This window comes from Posidoniimonas corsicana, from assembly GCF_007859765.1.
GTDB lineage: Bacteria > Planctomycetota > Planctomycetia > Pirellulales > Lacipirellulaceae > Posidoniimonas > Posidoniimonas corsicana.
The window spans coordinates 3,547,751-3,571,959 of the sequence record NZ_SIHJ01000001.1; the positions used below are offsets into that span (position 1 = coordinate 3,547,751).

17 protein-coding genes are annotated in these 24,209 nt (G+C 66.0%); 4 read left to right on the forward strand and 13 right to left on the reverse strand.

Going from position 1 to position 24,209, the window contains the following annotated elements; all coding sequences use genetic code 11:
- Window positions 1–4 precede the first annotated feature (4 nt).
- A complete protein-coding gene (gene hemW, locus KOR34_RS13540; protein ID WP_146565096.1) occupies window positions 5–1,138 on the reverse strand; it encodes a radical SAM family heme chaperone HemW in 1,134 nt (377 codons plus the stop codon).
- Between the two features lie 31 nt (window positions 1,139–1,169).
- Window positions 1,170–1,691, reverse strand: a complete 522-nt coding sequence (locus KOR34_RS27150; protein WP_228714604.1) for a hypothetical protein — start codon at window positions 1,689–1,691, stop codon at window positions 1,170–1,172.
- A gap of 54 nt (window positions 1,692–1,745) precedes the next feature.
- Between KOR34_RS27150 and KOR34_RS13550 the strand changes: the two genes are divergently transcribed.
- The gene (locus KOR34_RS13550) at window positions 1,746–2,129 is read left to right on the forward strand and encodes a response regulator (protein ID WP_146565097.1); all 384 of its coding nucleotides are present in this window, start codon (window positions 1,746–1,748) and stop codon (window positions 2,127–2,129) included.
- Between the two features lie 26 nt (window positions 2,130–2,155).
- On the opposite strand, the gene KOR34_RS13555 is transcribed toward KOR34_RS13550, so the two are convergent.
- Entirely contained in the window at window positions 2,156–3,949 is a 1,794-nt protein-coding gene (locus KOR34_RS13555) for a sigma-54-dependent Fis family transcriptional regulator (RefSeq protein WP_146565098.1), read from the reverse strand.
- A 483-nt stretch (window positions 3,950–4,432) separates the two neighbouring features.
- Here KOR34_RS13555 and KOR34_RS13560 point away from each other — a divergent pair, with 483 nt between their 5' ends.
- Together KOR34_RS13560 and KOR34_RS13565 are read left to right on the forward strand one after the other, a co-directional pair.
- Window positions 4,433–4,774, forward strand: coding sequence for an Hpt domain-containing protein (locus KOR34_RS13560; protein ID WP_146565099.1), 342 nt, complete (start codon window positions 4,433–4,435; stop codon window positions 4,772–4,774).
- Window positions 4,775–4,822: 48 nt separating this feature from the next.
- The gene (locus KOR34_RS13565) at window positions 4,823–5,875 is read left to right on the forward strand and encodes an HD domain-containing phosphohydrolase (RefSeq protein ID WP_146565100.1); all 1,053 of its coding nucleotides are present in this window, start codon (window positions 4,823–4,825) and stop codon (window positions 5,873–5,875) included.
- Window positions 5,876–5,942: 67 nt separating this feature from the next.
- On the opposite strand, the gene KOR34_RS13570 is transcribed toward KOR34_RS13565, so the two are convergent.
- Entirely contained in the window at window positions 5,943–7,037 is a 1,095-nt protein-coding gene (locus KOR34_RS13570; RefSeq protein ID WP_146565101.1) for a class I SAM-dependent methyltransferase, read from the reverse strand.
- Between the two features lie 419 nt (window positions 7,038–7,456).
- Between KOR34_RS13570 and KOR34_RS13575 the strand changes: the two genes are divergently transcribed.
- A complete protein-coding gene (locus KOR34_RS13575; protein WP_146565102.1) occupies window positions 7,457–13,435 on the forward strand; it encodes an ATP-binding hybrid sensor histidine kinase/response regulator in 5,979 nt (1,992 codons plus the stop codon).
- A 2-nt stretch (window positions 13,436–13,437) separates the two neighbouring features.
- Here the strand turns inward: KOR34_RS13575 and KOR34_RS13580 are convergent, their stop codons facing one another.
- The 9 genes from KOR34_RS13580 to KOR34_RS13620 all read right to left on the reverse strand — a co-directional run bounded on the left by KOR34_RS13580 (window position 13,438) and on the right by KOR34_RS13620 (window position 24,164).
- Window positions 13,438–14,526, reverse strand: coding sequence for a fatty acid desaturase (locus KOR34_RS13580; RefSeq protein ID WP_146565103.1), 1,089 nt, complete (start codon window positions 14,524–14,526; stop codon window positions 13,438–13,440).
- Between the two features lie 17 nt (window positions 14,527–14,543).
- Window positions 14,544–15,761: an OmpP1/FadL family transporter gene (locus KOR34_RS13585; RefSeq protein ID WP_197531394.1), complete on the reverse strand. Its 1,218-nt coding sequence runs from the start codon at window positions 15,759–15,761 to the stop codon at window positions 14,544–14,546.
- 280 nt (window positions 15,762–16,041) lie between these two features.
- Complete coding sequence (locus KOR34_RS13590) at window positions 16,042–16,794, reverse strand: 5-oxoprolinase subunit PxpA (RefSeq protein ID WP_197531395.1); 753 nt, start codon at window positions 16,792–16,794, stop codon at window positions 16,042–16,044.
- Entirely contained in the window at window positions 16,794–18,491 is a 1,698-nt protein-coding gene (gene pxpB / locus KOR34_RS13595; RefSeq protein WP_197531396.1) for a 5-oxoprolinase subunit PxpB, read from the reverse strand. The genes KOR34_RS13590 and pxpB overlap by 1 nt, the downstream gene beginning before the upstream one ends.
- A gap of 80 nt (window positions 18,492–18,571) precedes the next feature.
- Window positions 18,572–19,699, reverse strand: coding sequence for an NAD-dependent dihydropyrimidine dehydrogenase subunit PreA (gene preA / locus KOR34_RS13600; protein WP_146565107.1), 1,128 nt, complete (start codon window positions 19,697–19,699; stop codon window positions 18,572–18,574).
- A 92-nt stretch (window positions 19,700–19,791) separates the two neighbouring features.
- Window positions 19,792–21,144 (reverse strand): aspartate aminotransferase family protein, encoded by a 1,353-nt coding sequence (locus KOR34_RS13605; RefSeq protein WP_146565108.1) that lies wholly within the window; start codon window positions 21,142–21,144, stop codon window positions 19,792–19,794.
- A 115-nt stretch (window positions 21,145–21,259) separates the two neighbouring features.
- Window positions 21,260–22,744, reverse strand: coding sequence for a uracil-xanthine permease family protein (locus tag KOR34_RS13610; RefSeq protein WP_146565109.1), 1,485 nt, complete (start codon window positions 22,742–22,744; stop codon window positions 21,260–21,262).
- A gap of 48 nt (window positions 22,745–22,792) precedes the next feature.
- A complete protein-coding gene (locus tag KOR34_RS13615; protein WP_146565110.1) occupies window positions 22,793–23,266 on the reverse strand; it encodes a HesB/IscA family protein in 474 nt (157 codons plus the stop codon).
- Window positions 23,267–23,291: 25 nt separating this feature from the next.
- Window positions 23,292–24,164, reverse strand: coding sequence for a nitrilase-related carbon-nitrogen hydrolase (locus KOR34_RS13620; protein ID WP_146565111.1), 873 nt, complete (start codon window positions 24,162–24,164; stop codon window positions 23,292–23,294).
- Window positions 24,165–24,209 lie beyond the last annotated feature (45 nt).

Here is a 24,209-nt window from a genome sequence, read left to right on the forward strand (position 1 = left end):
AGGTTCAGAGGAATTCGGGCCACAGGGCGTCGCTTATCAGCAGGCCCTCGCGCGTCAAACGCAGCCGGTCCTTAGTATCCTCCAGCAGCCCGAGCTCGCAGAACCGATCTACCTGCCCCGCGGCAAGCTGGTCTATCGAGAAGCCGGTCCTCTCCGCGAACTCAGACCGCTCTACGCCTTCAATTCGCCGGAGCCCAAACACGAGCTGCTCGCGGGCCTCCTGCTCCGCAGTGAGTTCCTCGCGGAAGGCGACCGGCGACTCGCCGGCCAGGACGCGTCGGAGGTAGGTCGTGGTGCTCTGGTGGTTGGTCTCTCGGACGCCATCCACATATCTAGCCGCCCCGGGCCCCGCCGCGTACCAGCCCGCGCCCGACCAGTAGACCTGGTTGTGCCGGCTCCGACGCCCCGGCCGGGCGAAATTTGAGACCTCGTAGTGCTCGAAACCCGCCTCGCACAACCCGTCAATTGCCGCGAGGTACATCTCGCGCTGCAGGTCCTCATCGACTTCGGCCAGGTCCCCGCCGACAAGGCGGGACCAGAACGCCGCTCCCTTCTCGAACGTTAAACCGTACGTCGAAACGTGCCCGGCGCCGGTCGCAATCGCCTGGTCCACGTCCCCCCGCCAGGCACGGAGCGTCTCGCCCGGAGCGGCGAATATCAAGTCAAGCGAGCACTCCAGACCGTGTTCCTGGCAGAGGTCCACGGCCCGCGCAATCTGGCCGGCGTCATGGTCGCGTTCCAGCAGCGACAGCTTTCCCGGCTGGAACGACTGACCACCGAGGCTAAGCCGATTCACTCCGCATGAGACGAGCACCGCGAGCAGGTCCTGAGTGACGTCAACCGGGTTAGCCTCGACGGTCCACTCACAGCCAGGCTCAGGGGGGAACCAGCCTCTCGTCACCTGACAGAGCCGCTCCAGCAACTCCAGCGGGAGCCGGGTGGGCGTGCCACCGCCGAAGTAGAGCGTCTCGACCGGACGCGGACGGCCTAGACTTGCGAGCTCGGCCTCGATAGCCCGCACGTAGTCCCCGGCAAGGTCCTCACGCCCGGCGATGACGGCGAAATTGCAGTAGCCGCACCTGTGTGCGCAGAACGGCACATGCAGGTAGGCGGAACGTGGCTCGGCGTGACCGGGCATGCTGGTTCGTCTGGCGCCGGTCGGTTGGGGGCTACTTCTTCTTTTTCTTCGTCGCAGCCGTCTTCTTGGCGCCCGCAGCCAAGGCCTTCGCGATCAGAGCCGACGACTCGGGAGCGCTCATCCCGGCCAGAACGGTGAACGCCTCGGAAATGACGCGGCGGGTCTCGGCGGCGTTGATCTTGGTCTTGGCGGTGTCGGTCCGGCGGGCGACCTCGTTGTGGAATTCGTTGAGCGTCACGTTCGGGCTCCGTTGCAGGAAGTGAAAAGGCGTCGCGACCGTTGCATCCGGTCGCCCGCATTCTATGCGGGACGGGCGACAGCTCAAAGGGCGACCGGCGCCACGGCTCGCCGGTTCGCGGTGCGGGTGGTTTCTCAGCGTTTGATGCGAGTCCATTCGCTGCGTACCGTCATCACCCAACTGGCTGAGCGGTGCGGATGTCCCGGATACGCCGGAAAGGAGGGGTGGCCGGCGCGTCGGTTTTCCGTTGCTGATCCGCCAGTCAAGCGTGACGAACGCCGTGGAGAGGTAAGTTCTTAATGTGTGGCCGATCACGGTTCTGCCACAGTTCTGAGACGGGCGAAGAATCGATTCCGGAGCGCGCGTTCCATGACCAGCCGAGTCCTGTTTGTCGATGACGAAGGCATTGTGCTGAAGTCGCTTAATCGCGCACTTAGCACCACCTACGACATCACCACCGCGTACTCCGCGGAGGAAGCGCTACGGCTCTTGAGCGAGCAGAAGTTCGCTGTCGTCGTGACCGACATGCGCATGCCGGGCGGAGACGGGATGTGGTTGATCCGCCAGGCCGGCGAGATGAGCCCCAACACGTCGTTCATCGTGCTGACCGGCAACTGCGACGACGCCACGCGCGACACGGCGATGGCCAGCGGCAAGGTGTTCTCGTTCCTCAACAAGCCCTGTCCGATCGACCTGCTCGAGGAGCAGATCGACAAGGCGATCGAGGCCCGCCTGGCGGTTCACCGGGTCTAGCAACGGCCAGGCCCAGACTGGCAGATTCACTCGTCCGAGCGGTCGTCGCCCGACATCCCCAACGAGTTCATCTTGCGGTACAGATTGGTGCGGTAGACGCCCAGCCGCTTGGCCGCCTCGCTGACGTTGCCCCGAGACTCTTCGATCGCACCGGTGATGTAGCGCCGCTGAAACTCTTCGGTGGCCTGCGAGAGCGGTAGGCCCAGATCGAGCAGCGACTCGCCGCCCGCGTTTGGCGCCGCGATAAACGCGAGGTCGCCGGCCTCGATCTTTTCCCCGGTGGATAGGTACGCCAGCCGCTCCATCATGTTACGAAGCTCGCGGACGTTGCCCGGCCAGCGGTGGGCGGCCATAAGCTTGCGGCTCTCGGCGGTCCACTTCGGCGCCGGGCGACCCGCGGCGCGGCAGAACTGCTTGAGGAAGTTGTCGGCCAGCAGCATCAGGTCATCCCCGCGCTGCCGCAGCGGTGGCAGTTCCAGCGTCACAACGTTGAGCCGGAAGTACAGGTCTTCGCGGAATCGCTTCTCTCGGACCAGCTTGGCTAAATCCTGATTGGTCGCGGCCAGCACACGCACGTTGGTGGGGATCTCGACCGAGCCGCCTACCCGCACTACCTTGCGTTCCTCGAGCGCCCGCAGCAGCTTCGCCTGGCCTGACAGGCTCATGTCGCCGATCTCATCGAGCAGCAGCGCCCCGCCATCCGCCAGCTCGAACTTGCCGGGCCGCGTTTCGCGGGCGTCGGTAAAGGCGCCCTTCTCGTGACCGAAGAGCTCGCTTTCCAGCAGGGTCTCGGCGATAGCGGCGCAGTTAACCGCCACGAACGGCGCCGATCGGCGGCTGCTGTTGTAGTGGAGCAACCGGGCGACTACCTCCTTGCCGCAACCGTTCTCCCCCAGGATCAACACGGAGAGGTCGGTGTCGGCCACGCGTTGGATGGTCGATCTCAACGCCTGGATCGCGGGGCACTCGCCCACCAGTTCGACGCCGGCGAACTGCTGCTGCACGTATTGCTCGTGACGCTCCAGCAGGGTCTCGAACTCCTGGGTGGCCGCCAGCGCGGCCGAAGCGTGCTCCGCAAACTCGATCAACCCCTGCTGGTCTTCGGCGGAAAACCCCGGACGGCCGCGTTTGTTGATCAGCTCAAATACCCCGAGCTTGTCCTGCTCGGCGGTTACAAGCGGGACGGCCAGCAACGACCGGGTGCGGTACCCGGTCCGCTCGTCGGTGGTCCGGTCAATCGCGTTCGCGTCGTGCCCAGGCGACACCCGCATCGGTTCGCCGCTCGCCAGCACCTCGCCGACCACCCCTGAGTTGTCGGGCACGCGCAGCTCGCCCCCCTCAATGCCGATGGCCGGGCGGCCGACCAGCGTCGCGGACTTCCGGTCCCACAAGAAGATGCTGGCCCTGTCTGAATCGAACAAGCGGCAGGCGGCGTCGGCCATGTCTTGCAGAAGTTGCTGCAGGTCGTTGGACCTCCGCCACTGGTGCACCAGTTCCAGCAGCGTCGACGCCCGTTCCGCCTCGCCTTCCAGCAGCTGCAGCTTTCTTGCCGCTGACAGGCAGTGGCCGACCAGTCCCGCCAACGAGGAGAGGTCATCGTCCGCCACGGCGGGCCGGACAAGCAGCACGTCCGAGACGCCCGCTAGCGGCGCCGCGGACCACTCCCCATCATCGCGAGTGCGACCTGCGTCCAGCGCCTCGGCCGCCAGCTCTACGGGGGCCGTCTTCCCTACCGCGGCCAGCACCTCCCAATCGGGCGGCGCCGCCCGCAGCAAGGTGACGGCTTCTACCCCGGGTTGGTCGACAATGGCTTGGGCCACACGGCCCGCAACATCGCCTGCCTGGCCTTCGGAGAGCGCTGCAAGGACCGTTGCCCACATAGGTCGCCGCCACTGAGAGTTGAAGTACAAGAGCGTCCGCAGCAAGCCTGGTCCGACGCCGCACAAGGCCATCATGAGAATTCGCTGCCGTCCGTCAAGGCGACCATCTTGTCCTCACTTTCCCCCGGATCGCGACCAGAAACAGCGGTCTGGCTCCGGCAAGGTCCCTCCACTGGGTGGCGCCGCGGACCAACCAGCGCAATCGCTGCATCCACTACAACGCGACAGGCCCTACCGCCGGCGTGCGGTTCGCCCTCTGCTGGCGGCCCTTGCTTTGACAAGTAATTACCCCACCCTAAGCTTCCAATAGCATATCCAGAGGGCACGGAGCCCCGCGTTTTGGGCGCGAGCAGCCCGAACGCGCGTCGCAAACCAGAGCACTCACCCCTCCGCGATCCGAACACCCGTCGCCTGCCAAGCCCCATGCCTCCCTCCACAGCAACGCCGGCAATCGATCTCGACGCCCTGCTGCAACGCTGCCTGGGCAACCTCGACCTCGCGGAGCGGGCGATCGAGGCGTTCCTCGACGATTTCCCTACCAGTCACAGCAACCTCGAGCAGGCGATCGAGCTCGACGACTCGGAGGCCGTGTCCCAGCTTGCCCACCGTATGAAAGGCGCCGCCCGAAACGTCGGGGCGGAGTCGCTGGCCGGGCTGCTGGAGTCAATGGAGTCGCTCTCGGCCGAGGGCGACCGTGAGCAGAAGCGGGAACTGGCCGCGACGATCGCCGACGAACTAAAACGCCTAGAGGAATCGGTGCTCTGACCCGCCGCCGGCTACGCCGGAGGTGGCGTCCCGAGAGGAACGCATCCCATGCAAGTCCTAATTGCCGAAGACGACAAGAGCAGCGCCCTCATCCTCGAGGGTGTGCTTGTTTCGTTGGGCTACGAGGTATTGGTCGCCTCGGACGGCGCCGAGGCGTGGGAGTTGCTCCGCAACAACGACTGCCGGATCGTCATCTCCGACTGGCAGATGCCCCACATGGACGGGCTCGAGCTCTGCCGGCGGATCCGCAGCCGTCAGGTAAGCAGCTACGTCTACGTGATCCTGCTGACGAGCCGATCCGGCTCCCAGAACCTCGTTGAGGGGCTGCAGGCCGGCGCCGACGACTTCATCACCAAGCCATTCGACGCGGCGGAACTGCGGGTCCGCATGAAGGTCGGCGAGCGTGTCGTCTCGCTTGAGAGCCGCGACCTGGTAATCTTCACGCTGGCCAAGCTCGCAGAATCCCGTGACCCCGAGACCGGCGCCCACCTGGAACGCGTCCGCGAGTACGTGCGGATACTCAGCCAGCGGCTGATGCAGAACGAGCGGTTCAGCTCGCAGGTGGACCACGACTTCATCCAGATGATGTACCTGTCGAGCCCGCTTCACGACATCGGCAAGGTGGGGATTCCGGACGACGTGCTGCTGAAGCCGGGCCGGCTGACGCCCGAAGAGATGGACCGGATGAAGCAGCACACGGTCATCGGTGGCCGCACGCTGGACGCGGCCCTCGCGTCGCACCCCTCGGCGTCGTTCCTCCAAGTCGCCCGCGACATCGCGTGGACACACCACGAACGCTACGACGGAACAGGCTACCCGAATCAACTCGCCGGAGACGATATCCCGCTTTCGGGCCGTATCATGGCGTTGGCGGACGTCTACGACGCGTTGACCACCAAACGCGTCTACAAGGACGCGATGCCCCACGCGAAAGCGAGGGAGATCGTCCTCGAGGGCCGGGGCACGCAGTTCGACCCGTGCGTGGTCGACGCCTTCCTGCAGTGCGAGCAGGACTTTGTGCGGATCAAAGAGGCGCTGCAGGACGCCGACTCCGAGATCAATTCGGCCGTCAACGCGCCCGCGGTTGCTGGCGGCGTCTGACTCCATCCGCGTTGCGACTACTTGAACCGCACCGGGTTCTGCTTACTCACCAAGCACAGAACGAGCCTCAGCCGCCGATGTTCTGTTGCGCGGCCTGCGTCTCGGCAGTAAGCTTGGGGCTGCCGACGGCGTGCGGCCGATCGATGCGCAGCGAGGCCTCCGAACGCGCGTCGAAGTTCATGATGATGCCGGTCGCGTCCCGCTTCATCACAACCTCCCCTTCCTTGAAACCGGCGTCCGCGAACAGCCTCCGGCAATCGGTCTCGTCTCGCTCTAGGAAGAACCAGTCGGTCAGCCACTGGTAGTCGGTCTTGTCGTACTTGTGCCGGTCTTTGAACGCCACATACAACACGCCGCCGGGCTTGAGCATCGCCTTCCAACCCTTGAACATCGCGATCAGCTGACGGTCGCTCAGGTAGTCGCACAGGCCGACGCTGTACACCACGTCAAACAGCCCGTGCTCCTCAACGAACCGCTTCGGCGACTGCATCCGCAGGGCGTTGTAGCGGACGAAACTGAACTCGAAGGGGCTGGGCTGCGATAGCAGCGTCTGCTCGGCGAACTCGAGCGAGTCCTCGTCATAGTCGACAAACGTCACCGTGACGTCGGCGTCAGCGGGGCACGGCACGCCATCCTGGAACTCGCGGCAGGGGCCACACGCGACGTCCAGCACCTTAATCCCAGGCTCGCGGGTGCTGAGTTCTGCCGCTAAGAAGTCTTGCAGTGCCTCCTTGCGCGCGGGGACGGCCCTGCCCAACTCGGTGTCGAGGAAGAAGAGATCGAGCAGCCCCCCGAGCCCCTTGGAACGTGGCTCGCCCTCATAGATGCACGTCAGCATCGCGTAGTCGCCTGCGTAGCCTTGCGGCTTTGTGCGGGCGTGGTTCATCAGCCAGCTTTGGGAAAACCAGGGCTCAATCGAGTCCTGGTAGCGCTGCTGAACGTCACGGAGCGTGACGTCGTCGCCGGCCAGTTGCTCCTCGAGCCGCCGGCACGCTGCGCGTACGCCCGACAGCAGCTCCAACAGCGAGGAGTACTCGGCGCCACGCACCGGCTCGGTGTCGACGCCAAACCGTTGAGCGATCGAATCGAGCCCTGACGTGAACCGCGCAACATCGGTGGCGAAGAACGTTTCGATCAGCTTGCTCTGGTCGACGGTCGGCATATCGGGGTCTCGTTTGGTCGTTGGCTATGAGGAGCAGCGCCAATGGTGCGCGGGACGTCGGCGCGCGTTGACGACTGATGATCGCTTCGCCACGCGCATCCGCGGACAGTGATTCGTTTATAGTTGTCACCAGTTCGTCCTGCAACAAAAATCCGACCAGCGCCGCTTGCAACCGTGCTACGGTTTTGCGCCCACTAACCGGACACGCCCTACAAGACTCAAAGCTTCTTTACTCACAGTCAACTTGCCGATGCCTGCTGAGCGTGCACAGTGTCGGCGCAATCGACACTACCGGTTAAACCTACCAGTCACTCGCTGCTCACACTCCGCCGTCCGGTTGCGCAGCGACCATGCAACGCGTTCTGCGACTTAACCTTTCTTGAATAGGACCATCTACGCACCGGCCACCCGCGCCCCCGATGACCGACAACTCCAACCCGCTGGACGATTCCGCGACGTCCTGCGCGTATGTCGAAGGCGTATCGCCCGACGTGGTGCGTTCGGTGCACGAGGCGTTTCCCAACCGGTTCTCGGCGTTGCGACTGGTCAGCACCCGCCCCGAAGTTAGCGTGTTGGTCGGACAGGAACGACACGGCGAGGCTCGCCGAGTCGTCAAGGTCTTCGACTACGCTTCGATCTCCTACGGGCAGCGTCTGAGGCTCGACCGCGACTCGGCGTACCTCAGACGCGTCCACACCGACTGCGTTGCAGGGCTTCTGGAGTGGGAGTCGTTCGAGGACCGACGCGTTGCGATCTTCCGCCACACCGACGGAAGCTCACTTGAGTCGGTGCTCGCTACCGGCCCCCTGAACGCCGAGCAACTCCTGGAGCTGGCGTGCAGGCTGCTTGAGGGGCTTCACGCCCTCCACGAGCTGAAAGTCGTCCACGGAGTCCTCACCGCCGGGGCGGTAGTGCTGCCCGGCGGCGACGCCTCTCAGGCGGTGCTCGAGGGCTTCGACGTCCCTCCGACGGGACAGGCGCAGAGCGGCGATCGGGTCGCCCTGCTGCACGCGCACTACTGCTCGCCCGAGGCGGCCGGGGCAATCGAGTACGACACCGGGCCGTGGTCCGACTTGTACTCGGCCGGCGTCCTGCTCTACCAGGCCGCTAGCGGTGGGCTCCCGTTCCGGCACACGGATATCGGCCAGGTGCTGTTCGAACACATGACAGCGCCGGTGCCGTCGCTCGCTTCGCGTGGCGTACGCTCTGTGCCACGGGCGATGGAGCGTGTAATCGAGCAGCTCCTGCGAAAGGATCCACGCGGCCGGAGCCAATCGGCGGAGCAGGTGCTGTCCGACGTTCGCAAGATCTTGGAAGCGTACCGCCAGGGCGACAAGGACCCTGACGTTGTGGTCGGCGTGGGCGAGCGGAAGTGCGTCATTTCCGAGCCCGAGTTCGTTGGGCGGCAGGCGGAGCTCAACTCACTAGCCGAAGGAATCCGCGACGCCAAGCGGGGTGTCGGCGGTCTGGCGCTCCTCGAGGCGCCCTCGGGCGGCGGCAAGTCACGGATGAAGACCGAACTCGCGCAGCTCGCACGGCGGGAGGGCGTGTGGGTGCTCAGCGGCCAGGAGACCAACGACTCGGGGCGGCGCAACCTGGGGGTGCTGGACGGCGTCGTCACCGACATCCTTTCGAAGACTAGCACCGAGCCCGGCATCGCCAACGAGCTGAGCGAGGCCCTGCGGTCCGAGGCCATGACGCTCCCGGCGATCCTCCCGCGCCTGGCCCCCTTAGTGGGCGGCGGCGAAGGCGCCGCGGCGCCCGAGCAGTTTGGTGAGTCGCGGGCGATCCGCGCCCTCGCCACCCTGCTGTCGGCCCTCGGAACGGCAGACCGCCCGGCTTTGGTGTTCCTGGATGACTGCCAGTGGGCAGACGAGATGGCCCTCAAGCTGCTACGGCACTGGTCGTTGCAGGAGCAGAGCGGGGGCGTGCACGTGCTGGTGGTCGCAGCATTCAGGTCCGAGGAGGCGCCGCCGGACCACGCCCTCCGCAAGACTAACGCCTCTCGACAGATCGCCCTCTCTCCGCTCACAACCGCCGAGGTGCGGCGCCTTGTCGCGTCCATGGCAGCCGGTCTGCCCGATGAGATTATCGATGTCGTCACTCGGTTGGCGGACGGCAGCCCGTTTATGGCCTCCGCGGTGCTGCGGGGTCTGAACGAGTGCGGCGCCTTGACCGCCGGGCCGAACGGCTGGGAGGTAGACGAGCAACGGCTGGCCGATTGCCAATCATCCGACCAGGCTGCCGACCTGCTCAGCCGGCGTGTCGAGCTCCTGAGCCAACCCGCGACCGACCTGCTGTCGGTCGGCGCTGTGCTCGGCAAGGAGTTTGACTTGGCGCTCGCCGCCGATCTGATGAGCGTCGATCCTCAAGACTTCGTGGCGGCCCTCGACGAGGCGAAGGAGCGTCGCTTGATCTGGGTCCGCCCGGACCGCAGCCAGTGCGTCTTCGTCCACGACAAGATCCGGGCGGCCGTCCTCAACGCCCTGGGCGATGGGCGTGAACGGCACATCCACCGCCAGGCCGCGGTGCTGATGTGTGGTATCGAGGGCGCCAACGCCGCCGATATCGCACACCACTTCGACGCGTGCGGCGACTCGCGCGCCGCGCTCAACTTCGCCCTGAAGGCGGCGATCGAAGCACGGGGAAGATTCGCGCTCGAGGTTGCCGAGGACCAGTACCGCATAGCGGAGCGCGGCGTCCCCGCAGACGATCGCACTACCAGGTACCGCATCTACGAGGGGCTGGGCGACGTTTTCCTCTTGAAGGGAAGGTACGACGACGCCTTCCGGTGCTTCACGCAGGCCAGCCCACTGGCTGACGGAGACCACGCCCGCGCCTCCATACGGGGCAAGCTGGCTGAGCTGAGCGTAAAGCGGGGCGACATGAACGTCGCGGTCGACGAGTACGAGGCCGCGCTGCGTCGGCTGCGCGTCCGCGTGCCACGCAGCATCGTGACCTGCGCGATCATGCTCGCCTTTCAGGGCGTGGTCCAGGTGCTGCACACGGTGGCGCCGTCTCGGTTCTTGCACCGCCGGAAACGGCTGCCCGACGCGTCGGTCCGTTTGAAGCTGCAGCTCCTTAGCGGCCTCACCCAGGCCTACTGGTACGCAAGCAACCGGGCGCGCGTCTTCTGGGCGCACCTGGCCGGGATGAATGAGGCCGAGCGCTACCTCCCCACGGCCGAGTTGGCTGACGCGTACTCGTCGCACGGCGTCGGGATGACGCTGTTCGCGATGACCGGACGCGCCGAGGCGTACTGCCGTCGGTCCTTAGAGATCCGCATCGCCCAGGATGACCTCTGGGGCCAGGGACAAACGCTCCACTACTGGGGTGTGGTGCTGTACGCGGCCTCCCGCTTCAACGACTGCATCGCCAAGTGCAGCAAGTCGGTGAAGCTGCTGGAGCAGATGGGCGACTTCCAACAGATGCACACCGCGCGGTACCAGATTGCTGCGTCGCTCTACCACCTGGGCGACTTTGCGGCCGCGATCGACGAGGCGCAACGCAACCGGCAGTCTGGTCTGCTGACCGGGGATTGGCAGGCGTCGGGGATCAATCTCGATGTCTGGGTGCGCGCGTCTGGCGGCGACCTCGACCGTGAGATACTCGACCTCGAGCTCCAGCGAGACCGCTTCGACACCCAGGGGTCGGCGCAGGTGTTCTTGGCGGAGGCCGTGTGGCTGATCCGGCAACGACGCGAAGAAGAGGCTATCCGGGTGCTGCGTGAGGCGTTGGAGATGACCCACCGACGGGGCGTCAAGAACGCGTACACGACACCGCTGCTGGCGTGGCTCGCCACCGCCGAGCGCCAGCGCGCCGAGCACACCTCTCCGCTGGACCACCGCCGGCGCCAGCTGTTCCTCCGGAGCACCCTCCAAGCGGCGGGACACGGTCTGTTCGAGTCGTGGGCGTGCCGGAACGACGTGCCACGGCTCCTCCGCGAGGCCGCCATTGCGGACGCGATGATGGGGCGGCCGCGCCGCGCGAAGCGGAGGCTCATCAGAGCCCTCAACATCGCCAAGAAGCACCGCGCTAGGCACGAGTTCGCCCTCTGCCTCGAGGCGTACGGCCGGATCGGCGAACCGCTCGGCTGGGCCAAGGCCGCCGCGCGGCTCGCCTCGGCGAAGAGGACGCTCAACCTGCTCGCTATCAAAGCCCGCGGCGACGCTCCTTCGTCCGAAGCAGCACAGCAGGCCGCGTCCCTGTCGCTCATTGACCGATTCGACACCGTGCTGGGCTCGGGCCGGAGCATCGCGTCATCGCTAGGCGCCAACGCCATTTTTCAGCAGACACAGGCGGCCGCCCTCCGGCTGCTGCGGGGCCAGGAGTGTGTGATCTGGGACAGCGACCCGGACGCATCGCAGAAGGCGTTGCACGACGCGTCCGCAAACCGAGAGCAGCTGCTGGACCCCGAGCACTACCGCGACCTGGTCACCGGGGCAAGCTGCTGGGGACCCCGACTGGCGTCGCTATTCAACGCAGACGGGAGCCCCCGGTCGCAGGGTTCGTGCCTGGCGGCCCCAATCCTGGTGCGGGGCCGCATCTCCGCTATGATGCTCGTCGCGCACGCCGAGCTTGACAACCTCTTTGGTGAAGACGAGCTGCGGATCGCGGAGTTTATCGCCGCGATCGCCGGCGCCGCGCTTGAGAATTCCGAGGGGTTCCAGCAGCTGCAGGACCTCAACGCAACGCTCGAGGCGCGTGTCACCGAACGCACCGCCGCCGCGGAGGGCAAGGCCCGTGAGCTCGCCGAGTCGAACGAGGAGCTCGTGAGAGTCGCGACCGAGCTGCGAACGAAAGAGGACGAGCTGCGGGTCGCGATGCAGGCGGCCGAGTCCGCCAGTGAGGCCAAGAGCCAGTTCCTCGCCACGATGAGCCACGAGATCCGCACCCCAATGAACGGCATCCTGGGGATGACCGAGCTGGCGTTGCGGTCCGACCTGTCTCCGCAGCTCGAATCGTACCTGAAGACCGTGAGGCAGTCGGGCGAGGCGTTGCTCACCCTGCTGAATGACGTGCTCGACCTCTCCAAGATTGAGGCGGGCAAGATGGAGATCGAGCAGATCGACTTCGAACTGCGGTCGGTAGTCGGGGACGCTGTGAAGCTGATGTCGGCGGCGGCCGCCAAGAAGCAGATCGAGCTGCTCTGCCACATCGCGTCGGCCGCCCCGCCGGTGGTCATCGGCGATCCGAACCGGCTCCGTCAGATCATCGTGAACCTGGTGGGCAACGCCGTCAAGTTTACCGAAGAGGGCGAGATCGTGGTGTCGGTCGAGATCGTGCCGAAGCTCCGCCGCGGCTGGGTGCTGCGATTCTCCGTCCGCGACACCGGGCCGGGCATCCCCGAGGACAAGCAGGCCAAGGTGTTCGCCGCGTTCCAGCAGAGCGACGGGTCCACCACCCGCAAGTACGGCGGCACGGGCCTGGGCCTGTCGATCTCCACCGAGCTCGTGGGGCTGATGGACGGCCGGATCTGGCTCGAGAGTGAGGTCGGCGTGGGCTCCACCTTCCTGTTCGAGATCCCGCTCCAGACACCGGCCCCATCGGATGCGTCGCAGAAGAAGACGGACTCGCTGAACCGCGTGCGTGCGGTCGTGTTGAGCGACTGCCAGAGTGCGCAGCAGCTCTACCTGGAAGCCCTCGGGAGGTACGGCGCCGAGGCGGAGGTCGTCGCCCCGGGCGCTTCGCTGGCGGCGGCCGCCGGCGCGCTCCCGGACGACGCGGCCCGGCTCGCGGTGATCGACCTCACCAACCGGAAGAACCTCGGACGCCGCCTGGTCGCCGAGTGGACGCCGCTGGCCCAACGCCACCAATGGGACACCCTGTGGCTAACCCCGATCGATTGGGTCGACGACCCCGAACGCCCCCTGCAGGGCGTGCGGGTGACCAAGCCGGTCACGAGCCACGACCTGATCAACGCCTCGATCGAAGCGCTGCAGATGGCTGCCCCAGCGGCGGCGGCCACGCAACTCCCCGACCATAGGGACTGCCGCCCGCTCCGAATACTGCTGGTCGACGACAGCGAGGTCAACCAGCAGGTCGGCGTCGGGCTACTCCAGACGCGGGGCCACACAGTAGCCACGGCTGACAATGGCGCCGAGGCGCTGCAGGCATTGGAGCAATGCGAGTACGACGTGGTGCTGATGGACCTCGAGATGCCGGTGATGGACGGCCTGGAGGCCACCCGCCACATCCGCGCCCGCGACCAACGCCTCGGCGTGCACACCCGCGTGATCGCAATGACGGCGCACGCGATGCACGTGGTGCGGGAGAAGTGCGAGGCCGCCGAGATGGACGCCTGCCTGACCAAGCCCATCCAGCCGCAGCTGCTGTTCGACGAGCTCGAGAAGGCCGCGACACTAGTCGACTCGACTCAGGAGCAGCCTACCGCCTAGGTCTAGGTGGTGTACGAACCGGCGAAGTCCATCCACCGCTTCGCGCGGTAGTCGTACAGCTTGCACCGACGCACCACTTCGAGGTGGCCGGCCACGGTCCACCTGAACACAATCACCCGACCCGGCGCCCGCTCCTCGATAATCCGCTGCGCTTCCGGCAGGTGGTAGAGTGGGATCGCCGGGCGAACGTGGTGTGCGCTGTGCTCCATGATCCAATGAAAGAAGCCGTTGATCGGGCCGGGGAAGATCACGTGGACCGAGGACTCCAGCTGCGACGCGTCGCGCTTCCATTCGGCCTGATCGTCGTACCACGTCAGCTCGGGGTGGGTGTGGTGCAGGTAGATCACCAGGGACATCAGGGTGTTCCAGACGAAGAACGGCACAACAAACCCAAACAGCGGCGCGTTCCACCAGGCCTTGCCGGCGCCGAACCACTCCCCGCCGCCGCCGGCGCCCAGGAACGCCGCGTAAGCGACAGCGGCCGCCAGCACCACGGCGGTGTCCTTTACCTGGGGCTTGGTGTAGCGTCCGTTCTCGGCGGCTGACGGCATGAAGATCCGCCGCCCCCAGAACTCGATTAGGTAGTACCCCAGCGGGCCCAAGGGGCCCCGGTAGAACCGGTAGGCCGCCCGCCCCCACGGCGTCAGACGCTCGTAGCCCTCCTGGGAAAGGGGCGTCCACACGTAGTCCTGCGGGCTGAGATTCGTCCAGCGGTGGTGGGTTTGGTTATGCACCTTTACCCAGAAGCTGAACGGGTGCAACGCGGGCAGCAGCGCGACCTGGCCGAGGACGTAGTTCATCGTCCGCGAATCGGTCAGGCTCTGGTGCGCCGCGTCGTGCCCCACGACGAACAGCACGCCGATCATCACGCCGGCCGCCACGCTCAGGACCAACTGGACGAGGAGGTGCTCAGCGAGCAGCGCGCCCGCGAGCAGTGCCGCCAGGACCGCAACGTCCACCAGGCAGTAGAGGACGCCCCGCAGCGTGCTCCTGCGGACCAGGCTGCGCGACTCCTCATCGGTGAACAGCTTCTGACCGCTCGGCGCCGGGCCGCTGACGTGGGCGGGATCTGCCTCTGCTGCGCGCGTCATCGCCAAGACTCTTCGGCTCAATAGTGCACGGTGAAGCCCGCCGAGAGGGCGTCGGCCGACACCTCGCTGCGGACCGAAGACCCGGGGATCTCGCCGAAGCCCGGCAGGTTCCAGGGCCCGGAGGCCTCGCCCTCAAACCCGTGGAGGTACGCGATGTTAAAGCTGGTGTTCTTCGAGACATCCAGCGTCGCGCCCAGTGAGACAATATGGCCGATGACCAGCGGCGATGCAACGTTGAAGAATGCGGTGTCCGCATTAATCGGGTTGGTCTGGTAGGTGTAGCCCAGCCTCAGGATTAGGCGGTCGGTGGCCTGGATCTGAGCCGCAGTGGACACCGAGAACACGCTGTCCCATCCCAGGCCGGTTGCGGCGCCAAACGCGTCGTAGGTCGCGACGCCAAACCCCTTGGTGTTCTTGTAGTCGAAGTAACGCAGGTCGAGACCCCACGCGACGTGGCGGATGCCCGTGTACCCAAAGCCAAGCGAGGCCACCAGCGGCATGTCCACGTCCAGCTTGTCGACGCGTGGGTTGCCAACCTCGTCCTGGGCGAAGAAGCGGAAATCCTCGAACCAGGTCGGGCTCTTCAGCGAGGCCCCCACCGTCCAGTTGCAGTGCGAGTCGTAGAACACGCCCAGCTGCACGGCGCCGCCGTAGTGGTAGCGGGTGCCCAGCCCATCGGGGTAGGTGAAGGACGAATCGAGGTTCGCGTTGTCCGGCGGAACGAGGAACAGCGGCGCCGCGTTAAGCGTCCCCATCGCCAGGATAGGCGAGATGCCGACCGATAGATGCGGCGTCACCTCGACGGCTGCGGCGGGCGCCACCTCGAATACCTCGAGCTGAGCGTAGACGCGTCCCAGCCCGTTCGGCTGGGCGGCCAGCACGGGGTTCGTGACACTAGACGGGTAATTCGCTTTGAATCCGGCCACGCCGTACATGCCGAGTCCAAGCGTGACGGGGCTACGGAAGTCTCGCTCGACCAGCGCAACCGCGGGGATTACCGACGCGCCTGGTTCCGCGCCGGTCGACCCGCTGCCCACGGCGGGGAAGGTTGAGCTGAGCGTCTCGGTCTGCAGCAAGAGCTCGGCGCCGAACGTGACCTCGGAGCACCGCATCCCGGTCATGGTTGCGGGGTTACGGAAGATGGCGCCCGCGGCGTCTACCGGCAACGCGGTGCCGACGCCAGCCATCGCGCGGTTAACGGTGCCGACGCCCTGCAGCACGAGGCCCTGCCCCATAGCTGCCGACGGCGCATGAATTACAACGGCCAGCGCCAAGCACCAACCCGCCAGATGAGTGACCGCTGGGTTAAAAGTCCGCATGACGAGCCTCGTGAAAGCCTAAACGGAACACCCCACGGCAGCGACGCTGCCCGGGGCTCATGGTCCGTATCGGCCGGCTGGCGCGGTGGGAACGGCTGTTCCGGTCGTGAGGCGTGAAACAGTGGTCCGGCCGGCAGGCACAACCGGCAAGGTTTGCGCAGGTTCCGCGCGGACCGCAACCGCCTCGGGCGGAGTGCTAGCAGCGCCCAGCGAAGCTTTCGACGCGAACTCCGCGGCGGGCGAGCGCCAGCCGGACGCCGGCGGCGAACTCGACCGCCCAGCGCGTGTCGCCGTGCAGGCAGATGCTGTCACAGGGCACCGACAGGCAGCCGCCGTCGGCGGTTGTGACAGCACGTCGGGTGGCGAGCGACAACGCCTGGCGGACCACCTCGCTCTCGTCTTCGAACAGCGCGCCCGGGTGGGAACGCGGGGCGATCTCGCCGTTGGACAGGTAGGCCCGATCGGCGAACGCCTCGGCGAAGAATGGCGTTCCCGCCTCGCGGGCGGCGGCCTCGAGGCACGACCCCGCCGGACCCAGCACCGCCAACGGCGGGCCTGCTTCAACGGCGGCGCGGACGGCGGCCTCGGCAAGCTTGGGGCAGCGGGCCAACTGGTGGTACAGCGCGCCGTGGGGCTTCAGGTACGCCAGCCTGCCGTTGCGCCGGTCGACCACTCTCATCAACCGCTCTAGCTGCTCGGCGACCAGACTCTTGGCCTGGGCAGGGGTGAGCGGCAATTCGCGTCGGCCGTAGTGCTCTCGATCGGCGTGGCCCGGGTGCGCGCCGATCGCCACTCCCAACTCAACCGCCCTTGCGACTGTCACGCGCATCGTCTGCTCGCCGCCGGCGTGGGCGCCGCACGCGATGTTGGCTGACGTCACGTACTGCAGCAATTCATAGTCGTTGCCGGCGCCCTCGCCGACATCGACGTTCAGGTCCACTTGCCGCATCAGAGATCCCTGTTGGCCAACGCCACCCCGGCCAGGGTGGTCGAGAGCTCCCGCTGCGCCGCTAGGCGATAGCATCCTGCCTGCTCCATAGTTACTTCAGTAAACTGAACACCCGCGGCCGGCCGCAACCGCCCCAATACTGGCAAGTCCGCGGCGATAACACAAGCCACCACGGGGTAGCCGCCCAGTGTCTGGCAATCGGCGGACAGCACGATGGGGCGCCCGTCAGGGGGGATTTGGATCGCCCCCGGGCACACGGGAAATGACGCGCCGTAGCCCATTCCACCGGAGGCCAAAGACGGGCCCCTCAAACGGATCCCCATGCGGCTCGACTCCGACGAGACCTCGTACACGGTTGAGATAAACGCCTCCCATTGGGTGGGGTCTACAGCGTTTCGGTGCGGCCCGGGCAGGATCCGCAGCACCGTCACGTCGGGGTCCGCCTCCCGCCCTACAAAGAATTGCCCGGAATCACGACGGGAATCAGCACGCTGTGCGGCGGTCGCGTTGGCTTGATGGAGCGAGTCCCCGGCTCGCAGCATGCGTCCGCCTAGACCACCGAAGCCCGCCTGCAGATCGGTTCCGGCGCCGCCTAAAACGGTCGACGCGGCGAATCCCCCCTGCACCGCGAGGTAGGCGCGGCCGCCCGTCAGCCCGCGGAGATCAAGCCGGTCGCCCACCGATAGCGACAGCCGCCGCGACCCGCCGATGGCTTCGGGCACGCCCCCCGCGACACTGACCTCGCAGTCCGCAAGGCACTCGAGCACCGGCCCCACCAGGGTGGCCTCCATCGCAACGGCGCCGGCGGGGTTTCCAACCAACGCGTTCGCGATGCGGAGCGCGGCGGTGTCCACCGCCCCGCCGACAGCAACTCCCCACCGCCGCACACCGCGACGGCCGAGGTCCTGCAGGGTCGACTGAACTCCCGGTGAGACGACACGCAACACGGGCGTTCCATCTGGAGCGTTTGACCCAAGAGATCGCGAGTGTTCCTCAAGCTGCTCAAATCGGTCGCGGTCGATCCGCTCAAACTTCACCCGATCGCCGGCCTGCAGCACTGCGGGCGGCTGACCCAACGGGTCAAACATCCGTAGCGGGCAACGGCCAACGAGGTTCCATCCGCCGGGGGACTCGTTTGGGTAGACCGCGGTGTACGTCCCGCCGACCGCCACTGCGCCCGCCGGGACACGTGTTCGCGGGGTGTCTCGGCGGGGCATCTGCAACTCCGCCGGCAGACCCTCTAGGTATCCGAAACCTGGGGTAAAGCCGACGGCGCCCACCGTGTACTCTGCCCCGCTGTGTCGGCGCACGGTCTCCTCTTCGCTCAAGCCGGCGTGGGCCGCCAGCGCGGCCAGGTCGGGTGCGAACTCGCGGTCATAGCACACCGGCAAGGTGTGCGTCCGGCTTGTCACGCGCGGCGCGCCGTTCAACGTTGCCCTGCGCCCGCGGACCCAGCTTTCGACGCCGCCGCCCTGCTCCGCTGCCCCTGGATCGAAGAAAACCGCCACGACGTCGAACGCTTGGACGACATCGCAAATGCTACGCAGCGGCTGATCGCGGCACGCCTCGACCAACGCGGCCGCGAGGCTGCGTCGCTCGCCCGTTTCGCCGCCGATGTGGACCAGCAACGCTGCGTCGCCTAGCAGTTCGAAGCGCAGGTCGGATGTGTCGGCGGAGAGTGGCGTTTGGCTTGGCACAGCGGACAATTCTACGGACTGGCCGCCGAACGTCCATTCACCAGGCGCCCATTAGGAACCACATCGCCGTCGCCCTGCCCCTAGCCGCGGGCCAGAGCGTCGCTCTGATCGACAAAGTCGTCGCCGTCCCACTCGGTGTCGGCCTTAACCATCTTCTTGTCGTGCTCCGCTTTCTTGGCGGCCCGGGCCTCGGCTTGGCGCCTCACCAGGTCGGCGTGGGTGGTGAAGTACTGCAGCGAGTGCCCGCGGAAGTCGTCCAGCGATGCAAACTTGTGCCTCTCCATGAAAGCAAGCAGCTGCTCCTTCATCGGCGCCACGATGCCGTAGCCCGACTTCATCACGCCGGTGCAGACCTGCACCGTGTGGGACCCGAGCAGGATAAACTGCGCGGCGTCCTCGCCGGTCTCGACGCCGCCGATGCCGCTCAGGGTGGCGTCGGGGAACTCGTCGCGGATGACGGTCGCCACCTCCATGCACATCCGAAGCGCGATGGGCAGCACCGCCTGGCAGCTGTACCCGCCCGGCGTGGTGTACCCCTCGACCGATGGCTCGGGGCGGAGCGTCTGAAGGTCGACGCCGATCACGCTGCGGATAGTGTTGATGGCGGCGATGCCGTCGCAACCGGCGCGGAGGCTGGCCCGGGTGGGGTCCTCGATGTGCGTGACGTTGGGCGTCATTTTCGCCCACACCGGCTTGGTCGCCACCTCCATCACCCAGCCGCACACCTCCTGCAGGATGTCCGGGTTCTCGCCCATGGCGGCACCCATCCTGCGTTCCGGCAGCCCGTGGGGGCAGGACATGTTCAGTTCGAAGGAATCGACGCCCGCCTCCTCGCAGCGGCCGATGATCTCCTGCCACACGTCCTTGTTGTACTCCTCCATCACTGAGCAGATCAGCACGCCGTCGGGGTGCGAGTCCTTGAGCGCCTTGAACTCGTCGATCCAGGCCTCGAAGGGGCGGTCGCTGATGAGCTCGATGTTCTCCCAGCCGTAGATCTCGTTCGATTCGCGGCTCCGCAGCCGCCCGTACCGCGGTTGCACGTTCACCACCTTGGACGCGTCGAGGCTGACGGTCTTGCACACCACGGCGCCCCAGCCCTCGTCGAACGCGCGGCCAATCACCTTACCGTTCGTCCCGGGAGGGCCCGAGGCGATAACGAACGGATTGGGGAGTTTCAGGCCGTTGACGGTAGTCGCTAAGGAAGCCATCGTTACCTCGAATGAGTGGGGAACCACGAAGGCACGAAGACACAAAGGGGCCGCGGCGGCGCCTTCGTGCTCTAGGTGACTCTGTAGCTATTCTACTCTAGGTTCTGGAGCACCTCGTCCAGCATAGCCGCCAAATAGTCCGCGTCGTCGGCGGTCAGGCACATTGGCGGCTTGATGCGGAGGGTGTTCCCGTACAGCCCACCTTTGCCGACCAGCACCCCACGGTGCTTCATCTGCTCCATGACCTCGGCGGCCTCGGTGTTGGCGGGCTCTTTGGTTCTGCGGTCGCGGACCAGTTCGACGCCGAGCATCAGGCCCATGCCGCGGACCTCGCCGATCAGCGGGTGCTTGTCCTGCAGTTCGAGCAGGTGGTCCTTCAGCCGGGCGCCAACCGTTAGCGCGTTCTCCTGGATGCCCTCCTCGTCGATCACTTCTAGCGTGGCCAGCCCCTGGGTCATGCTGACGGGGTTGCCGCCAAAGGTGTTGAAGTGGATGCGGTTGGTCATCACCTGGCTGATCTCTTCGGTGGTGGTGAACCCGCCCAGCGGCGCGCCGTTGCCGATGCCCTTGGCCATGGTCACGCCGTCCGGCACCACATCGTAGTTCTGGTGCGCCCAGTAGTGCGCGCCCGTGCGGCCGAAGCCGCCCTGCACCTCGTCGGCGATGCAGATCCCGCCGTGCTTCCGCACGATCTCGTAGACAATCTGGAAGTACTCCTTGGGCGGCGTGACCGTGCCGCCCACGCCCTGGATCGGCTCGCCGATGAAGCACGCGACCTCGCCCGGCGTCTGGTAGCGGATCACGTTCTCAACGTCGTGGGCGCACTTCAGCCCGCAGCTCGGGTATTCCAGCCCGAACGGGCAGCGGTAGCAGTAGGCGGCGTGCGCGTGGTGGACGCCGGGGGCATTGTTCGACTTGAACTTCCACGTGCCGTGCGCGGTCAGCCCCATTGCCGTCGCGGTGCCGCCGTGGTAGCCGTTCCGCAGCGCGATCACGTCCGTGTTGCCGGTGTGCTCGCGGGCGCTGAGGATGGCGATCTCGTTCGCCTCGCTGCCGCTGTTGGTGAAGTACGACCGCGACAGCCCTGCCGGCATCTTGCTGGCCAGCTTCTCGGCAAACTGGGCGATGCCGGGGTGCAGGTAGATCGTGGTGGTGTGCTGCAGCGCGCCGTTCTGGGCGTGCACCTTCTCCAGGACCTTCGGGTGGCAGTGCCCGACGCTGACCGTGACGATGCCGGCGAACGCGTCGAGGTAGCGTTTGCCGGTCTCGTCCCACACGTACTGCATCTTCCCCTCGACCACCATCAGGGGCTCTTTGTAGTACGTGATCACGCCCGGCGACACGTACTGCTTCCGCAGCGCAATAACTTCTTCACGCGACGGGCCGTTGTACGCGGCAGGCTTGTGGTCGATCACGGGGAGCTGGAGCTTCGCGTCGCTAGACATAGCCGACGTCCTCACTGGTTTACCACGAAGGACACAAAGGTCACGAAGCACGACTGGATGCTTTCCTCGAGCGGACTCTCCTTCGTGCTCTTCGTGTCAATTGTGGTTATAAGACCTACGCCCCCTCGCCAACGTCGCCCGCTTCGGGAACGAGGACGCCCGGGTCGTGCAATCCGCGTTCCTCCTTCGTGCCGGGGATCAGGTTGTCGAGCGTAATCCCGATTATCGCCGCCACGGCCATCCCGGTCGAGCCGATTGAGATCACAATCGACTGCATGCCAGCGGGGAGCATGCCGAGGAAGCTCTCGGCGGTCGGCCGGTAGAGCGCTAGCGTCTGACCAGCCTGTATCCCCTCCGGTGATGCGACCGAGGAAAAGTACGTGGGGATGCTGAGCCCCATAAACAGCGAGAAGCCGCCGATCAGCAGGTTGCGGTCGCTCCGCAGGTCGCACTTGGCGAACTGCTGGACCCCCACGGCGCTGATCAGGCCGAACATCACGCAGTAGAGCCCGCCCACCACCGGCCCGGGGATCGCCGCGGCCAGCGCGCCGAACTTGCCGAAGAAGCCGAGCAGGATCAGGATACCGGCGCCGATCTGCACGACGAACCGGCTGCCGACCTTGGTCAGTCCGATCAGGCCCACGTTCTCCGAGTAGCTGGTGGAGCTGAATCCGCCCAGCACGCCGGTCAGCAGGCAGCCGATCCCCTCGCAGCCGATGCCGCGTGAGATCTGCCGCGGCGTGGGGTCGCCCCCACCGGCCATGTGGCTGCAGGCGTGGTAGTCGCCGAACGACTCGATCATGCTCGCCAGGTAGCCCGCCAGCACGGCGATGATGAAGCCGAGTTGAAACTTGGGGTAGCCCCATGGGAAGAAGATCTCGCTCGGCTGGTAGCGCACCCACTGGGCCGACTTGGCCGCGTCGAGGTTAACGTGCGAGGGGTGGTCGCCGCCGTACAGCCCGGCCAGCGACAGCACCCAGCAGAGCGTCACGACGATGACCAGCGCCGTAATGATCGGGAACAGCTTGAACCAGCGGTTATTCCGCGACAGCACGAGCGAGAACAGGATCACCAGGGCCATCGTGAGCCCGGAGATCGCCCAGTCGGTCCCCGCCTTCGGCGCGCCGTGCTGGAACAGCGCTAAGCCGATTAGCATAATCACCGGCCCCACGACCACCGGCGAGAGCACCGTGCGGACCCAGCCCATCAGGCCGGAGAAGCCGACGACCATCTCGACGACCGCGCCGACAATCACCGCGCCGGCGATGTACTGCATCATCTCTGACGACGACCCGCCGTCGGCCGACACGGCGCCGATGATGCCGAAAAACGCCGCGATGAACGAGAAGCTGACGCCCTGGATGATCGGCAGCCGCGACCCGAAGGTCGCCTGGATCATGGTCGCCAGCCCGCTGCAGAGCATTACCGAGGAGATTAGCACGCCGATCTGCTCGATCGACATCCCCATCGCGGGCCCAAACAGCAGCGGGATCGCCACCGTGGAGCCGAACATCGTCAGCACGTGCTGCAGGCCGAGCACCACCGCGCGGCCGAGGGGAGGCCTATCGTCGAGGCCGTGGATGACGTTGCTTTCTGCCATTCACTCTCGCCAAACTCGCCTGTGAGTTGATGGCCTGGATGCCCCGTATTAAGACGATTGATCGCCCGAAAATGTTACGGCATTCGGATTCTCAAACGTGAATCCACGTTTCTCCACTCCGTCGTAGAAATCGATCGTTGTGCCGCTGAGGAAGAGTAAGCTCTTCTTGTCGACTACTACATTCACTCCATGGGAGAGCAGGACAACGTCGCTCTGCGGCTCAACTTCCGTAACGAACCGCATGTCATATAGGTAACCTTGGCAACCGCCCTGAGTGACCAAGACTCGCAAGTAGTCGGTTTCCGAGAGATCGTTCTGCTCCATCACCAGCCTCAGTTGCGCGGCTGCAGCCGGAGTCAACGAAATCACCTCTGCGGCTCCGTCAGGCACCGCGGCGCACACGGCAGCATTTGGAGTTCCCGTCGCACCGTCGCCTTGCAACGCAGAACGTTCGTCGGTGCAGCCAACAACACCGATCAAGACGAGAATCAGCGGGACACTCGGCAAATAGAATCTTCTCATGACATCATCCTAGTTGATGGTCTTCCTACAACTCCGTGATCGCCCCGTAAGTCTCTGGCCGGCGGTCGCGGAAGAACTGCCACGTGTTCCGCACCTCGCGGATCAGGTCGAGGTCCATGTCGGCGATAACGATGTCGTCCTCGTCGCGTTTCTCGCTAGACGCGATGAACTGCCCGCGGGGGTCGACGAAGTAGCTCTGGCCGTAGAACTCGCCGATCCGCCACGGCTCTTCCCAGCCGGGCCGGTTGATCGCGCCGACGAAGTACTGGTTGGCGACCGCGTGGGCGGGCTGCTCCAGCTTCCAGAGGTACTCGCTCAGCCCGGCCACGGTGGCGGACGGGTTGAACACGATCTCCGCGCCGTTGAGCCCCAGGCAGCGCGCGCCGTCAGGGAAGTGGCGGTCGTAGCAGATGTAGACGCCCACCTTGCCCACCGCGGTGTCGAACACCGGGTAGCCCAGGTTGCCGGGCTTGAAGTAGAACTTCTCCCAGAAGCCGGGCGCGCAGTGTGGGATGTGGATCTTGCGGAACTTGCCGAGGTACTCGCCGTCGGCGTCGATGACGGCGGCCGTGTTGTAGTAGACGCCGGTCAGGTCCTCCTCGTACATCGGGACGACCATCACCATCCGGTGCTTCTTGGCCAGCTCCTGCATCAGCTTGGTGGTCGGGCCGTCAGGGATCCGCTCGGTCAGCTCATACCACTTGGTCTCTTGCTCGGCGCAGAAATACGGGCCGTAGAAGATCTCCTGCAGGCAGCAGACCTGCGCGCCCTTGCTAGCGGCCTCTTCGATCATCGCCACGTGCTTGTCGATCATCGCCTGCTTGATCTTGGCGGTGGGCGACGTGGTGGGCTCGCAGGTGGTGGCCTGGATCAGGGCGCCACGGACGGGGCGGGGCATACGCGGGACCTTCGGTAGAGGAATGCGGGAAGCTGCGTCGTAAGG